This window comes from Pseudomonadota bacterium (assembly GCA_018823135.1).
Taxonomy (GTDB): domain Bacteria; phylum Desulfobacterota; class Desulfobulbia; order Desulfobulbales; family CALZHT01; genus JAHJJF01.
Window position 1 is genome coordinate 1 of record JAHJJF010000078.1, and the last position, 4696, is coordinate 4696.

4 protein-coding genes and 1 pseudogene are annotated in these 4696 nt (G+C 50.9%); all 5 read left to right on the plus strand.

Translation table 11 applies throughout. From position 1 onward, the window contains the following. Positions 1-1584: type III restriction endonuclease subunit R (locus tag KKE17_08095; protein MBU1709948.1), on the plus strand; the 1584-nt coding region annotated here is incomplete at its 5' end. Between the two features lies 1 nt (position 1585). Beyond that, a pseudogene (locus KKE17_08100) lies at positions 1586-2570 on the plus strand (virulence RhuM family protein). A 16-nt stretch (positions 2571-2586) separates the two neighbouring features. Further along, the gene (locus KKE17_08105; protein ID MBU1709949.1) at positions 2587-3219 is read left to right on the plus strand and encodes a plasmid pRiA4b ORF-3 family protein; all 633 of its coding nucleotides are present in this window, start codon (positions 2587-2589) and stop codon (positions 3217-3219) included. A gap of 128 nt (positions 3220-3347) precedes the next feature. After that, positions 3348-3476, plus strand: a complete 129-nt coding sequence (locus tag KKE17_08110) for a hypothetical protein (protein MBU1709950.1) — start codon at positions 3348-3350, stop codon at positions 3474-3476. Between the two features lie 123 nt (positions 3477-3599). Further along, a partial coding sequence (locus tag KKE17_08115) for a Fic family protein (protein ID MBU1709951.1) occupies positions 3600-4696 on the plus strand: 1097 nt, incomplete at its 3' end.

Consider the following 4696-nt stretch of genomic DNA (forward strand, 5'->3'; position numbering starts at 1 on the left):
TCCGGCTACTATATCGACAAGCGCGACCGCGAGACCCGCACCACCCGCTGGGAAAAACTGGAAGAGGATTTCGAGTACGACCCCAACAAGCTCGACCGCGATGTGGTGGCCATCGACCAGATCCGCACGATCATCAAAACCTTTAAAGACAAGGTGCTGACCGAGATCTTCCCGGGCCGCACATGGGTACCAAAGACCCTGATCTTCGCCAAGGACGACAGCCACGCCGAGGATATCGTCAAGATCATCCGCGAGGAGTTCGGCAAGGGCAACGATTTCGCCCAGAAGATTACCTACAAGACCACCGGTCAGAAACCAGAGGATCTTATTAATTCATTCCGTACCAGTCCAATGCCCAGAATCGCCGTCACCGTCGATATGATCGCCACCGGCACCGATATCAAGCCGCTGGAAATCGTCATGTTCATGCGGGCCGTCCGCTCACGCTCCTTCTTCGAGCAGATGAAGGGTCGCGGGGTACGGGTTGTCAATCCTAACGATCTGCAGTCGGTCACCCCGGATGCCAAGTTCAAGGACCATTTCATCATTGTCGATTGTGTCGGTGTCTGCGAGATGGACAAGACCGATTCTCGGCCCATGGAGAGAAAACCCACGGTCAGTCTCGAAAAACTCCTGCAGGCGGTAAGCCTCGGCAATACCGACCCGGATGTCATTTCATCGCTGGCCGCCCGGATGGCCCGGATCGGCCGGCAGATAACGCCTGCGGATGATCGCCAGGTGATCGAGCTTGCCAATGGTAAGACAATCGAACAGTTGACAACCGATCTGGTCACCGCCATCAAGCCCGACAACCATATTGAAAGGGCCAGGCAGGATACTGGCTGCGCCGAGCCCAGTGAAGAGCAGATCAACCAGGCCGCCACCAAACTGATTGTCGAGGCAACCCGGCCCCTCCATAATCCCGAACTGCGCAATTTCCTGGTCGAGGTCAAGAAGAAGAACGAGCAGATCATCGACAACATCAGTGAAGATCAGGTGATCTCCGCCGAGTTTTCCGTCGAGGCCCTGGAAAAGGTCAAGTCCATGGTCCAATCCTTCGAGCAGTTTGTGTCCGATAACCGCGACGAGATCACCGCCCTGCAGGTTCTTTACAGCAGGCCCTACAAGAGCCGGTTGCGCTTTGAGGATATCAAGGAACTGGCCGCTCGGATCGAAAAGCCGCCGCACCATTTCCGGGTCGATAATCTCTGGGATGGGTATGCGGCTCTTGAGAAGGCCAAGGTCAAGGGGGCCAATGCCCCGCATATCCTGACCGATCTGGTTTCCCTGGTCCGTTTTGCCATGCATCAGGAGAATGAGCTGGTGCCGTTTCCGGAAAAGGTTGAGGCAAATTTCAAGGCCTGGCTCTCCCAGCAGGAGGCAAGTGGTAAGAAGTTCAGCGATGAACAGCGGCAATGGCTGGTGATGATCCGCGACCATATTGCCGCCAATCTTGGTATAGAGACTGACGACTTTGATTATGCGCCTTTTGCCCAGGAAGGTGGGTTAGGTAGGGTGTATCAGCTCTTTGGTGAAGATTTGACTGTGATAATTGAAGAATTAAACGAGGCGTTGGCGGCTTAAGATGCAGAGTGAACACGGTGAAATAATTATCTATCAGGCTGAAGATGGAAAGAGTTCGCTAGAAGTCCATCTTCATGAAGAAACGGTTTGGCTGTCTCTAAATCAAATGGCAGAATTGTTTGGGCGCGATAAGTCCGTCATCTCTAGGCATTTAAATAATATTTTTAAAAGTGACGAATTGTCACGTGATTCAGTTGTTGCAAAAAATGCAACAACTGCTGCAGACGGGAAAATTTATCAAGTAGACTATTATAATCTCGATGCCATTATCTCAGTTGGTTACCGGGTTAATTCAATCCGTGGAACCAGGTTTCGTGTCTGGGCGACTTCCGTCCTTAAAGACCATCTCATCAAAGGCTACACAGTCAACGAGCGAAGGCTTGCGGAGAAAGGTCTCTCGGAGATGGAACAGACAATTGCCCTCCTCACCAGGACACTGGAAAGCCATGAAACTCTCAGCGATGAGGGCAGAGCCGTGCTGGAAGTGGTCGGCCGGTATGCCAAGTCATGGACACTGCTTCTCAAATACGATGAGGACCGCCTGGAAATCCCCAAGGAGAGTCATCCGGCAAGACAGTCCCTGGATTATGGGCAGACCCAACAATCAATCAAGACGCTCAAGGCTGATTTGCTTATGCGGGGCGAGGCCTCCGATCTGTTCGGCCAGGAACGTGACCATCATCTCCAGGGCATCCTCGGCAATCTCGACCAGACCTTCGGCGGCCAGGACCTTTATGCCAGCGTCGAGGAAAAGGCGGCCCATCTCCTGTACTTTGTAATCAAGGACCATCCTTTCAGCGATGGCAATAAGCGGATCGGTTCTTTCCTCTTCCTGGTTTTCCTAAAGGAGAATAACCTTCTTGAACAATCCGGTATTAATGATAACGGTCTGGTTGCGCTGGGCCTTATTGATTGCGGAAAGCGAGCCGGGGCAGAAGGAATTGATGATTAGATTGGTAATGAACCTTTTGACCACGAATAACTGATAACAAGTGAATTGACATGGCTAAAATCATTCAAGGGAATTTTTCAGCGAAACAGCGGGAAACTGACAAGGCGGTTAAAAAGAAAACGCCGGTGGCCGCATATCAATTGAAGGTCTCGTTGCTCTATTCCGAACCCCTAATCTGGCGGCGTGTACAAGTGCCGGGGAACCTTACCCTGGCCAAATTGCATGATGTCATACAACTCTGCATGGGCTGGACTGATACTCATCTGCATCAGTTCATGATCGGCAGGAATCTTTATGGCCCGGCGGACCTTGATGACGAGTGGAGCGAGATAAAAGCCCTTGATGAGAAAAAATTCAGGCTGTGCGACCTGGAAGCCGACATGCGAAAGCGCTGCATGTATGAATATGATTTCGGTGACGGCTGGCAGCATGAAATAGAGATCGAGAAAGTTATTACATCTGCTGAAAAGCCATCCCAATATCCTGTTCTATTGGCCGGGGCTCGCGCTTGCCCGCCTGAAGACGTCGGCGGGGTTCCAGGATACGAGAATTTCCTGGAGGCAATGAATGATCCGCAAAGCGAAGATCATGCGGAAATGATGAGATGGTATGGCAGTGATACCTTTGATCCGGATTTCTTTGAAATGGATGCGATCAACAAAATCCTGAAAAAGATAAAATGATCCGTGATCATATCGCCGCCAATCTTGGCATTGAAACAGACGACGTACAGGACGTACTAGTGTCGCGGGAGACAGGGATGTCGGGAGCGACCGACGTACAGGACGTACTAGTGTCGCGGGAGACAGGGATGTCGGGAGGGACTGACTTCGACTATGCGCCGTTTGCCCAGCAAGGAGGGTTAGGTAGGGTGTATCAGCTCTTTGGTGAAGATTTGACTGTGATAATTGAAGAGTTGAATGAGGCTTTGGCGGCTTAATAAATTTGCGGGGTGAAATTTCGACATCTTTTGATTTGACATACCCTGCACGCTATGTCAAATTGACCGCACGTAATTGACATAGCAAAAATAAAATGTCATTTCCAGAAGGGTCGCTCCATGATGAGAAAAGATATAAGCCAATTCCATTCCGGTAGTTTTGAACAACAGTATCAATACCGGAGCTTTTTGCCTGAACCGATCAATCTGGAATGGCAGATTTCCACCCCTGAGATCATCACCCTCCTGGATGAAGCGAGCCGCCTGCTTGGTGAGCTGAACGCTTTTTCCCAGCTTATTCCCGATGTGGATTTTTTTATAAAAATGCATGTCACCAAGGAAGCCACAACTTCAAGCCGCATAGAAGGGACCCGGACCAATATGGAAGAGGCCCTGGTTGATGGGCTGGATCTTGATCCTGAAAAACGCGATGACTGGCAGGAGGTACAAAACTATATCCAGGCCTTAAACACTGCCATCAGCCAACTGCAGACCTTGCCGCTTTCCAGCCGCCTGATCAAGGATACCCACCGCATTCTCCTGCAGAGTGTGCGCGGCAAACACAAACAGCCGGGAGAATTCCGCACCAGCCAGAACTGGATCGGTGTGAGTCTGAAAAATGCCACCTTTGTGCCGCCGCATCACGAACATGTAGTGGAACTGATGAGCGACCTGGAAAAATTCATGCATAATGAAGAGATCCATGTTCCCCATCTGGTCAAGATCGGCATCATTCATTATCAATTTGAAACCATTCATCCCTTTCTGGACGGCAATGGCCGTCTTGGGCGGCTGCTTATCGTTCTCTACCTGGTCGGCTTCGGGCTCCTTGCCAAACCGGCCCTGTATCTCTCTTTTTTCTTCGAACAACATAAGGGCGATTATTACGATCATTTGACCGCAGTCCGCACCAACCATAACCTGCTTGATTGGCTCAGGTTCTTTCTCTATGGCGTGCGGGAGACGGCCAGCCAATCCATTCAGGTCTTTAAAGAGATCATTGTTCTCAAGGAACGCATCGAACGTGAAATACTCCCGTGCTTCCATGTCCGCCGACAAAAGAACGCCCAGGCCCTTATCCGGCACCTCTATGAGAATCCGGTGGTCAGCATCAAGCAGGTAACGGCCTTGCTTGATGCCCAGCCCAATACGGCAAGCAAATTGATCAGTGATTTCTGCGAACACGGAATCTTACGCGAACTCACAGGCCGGAAACGCGA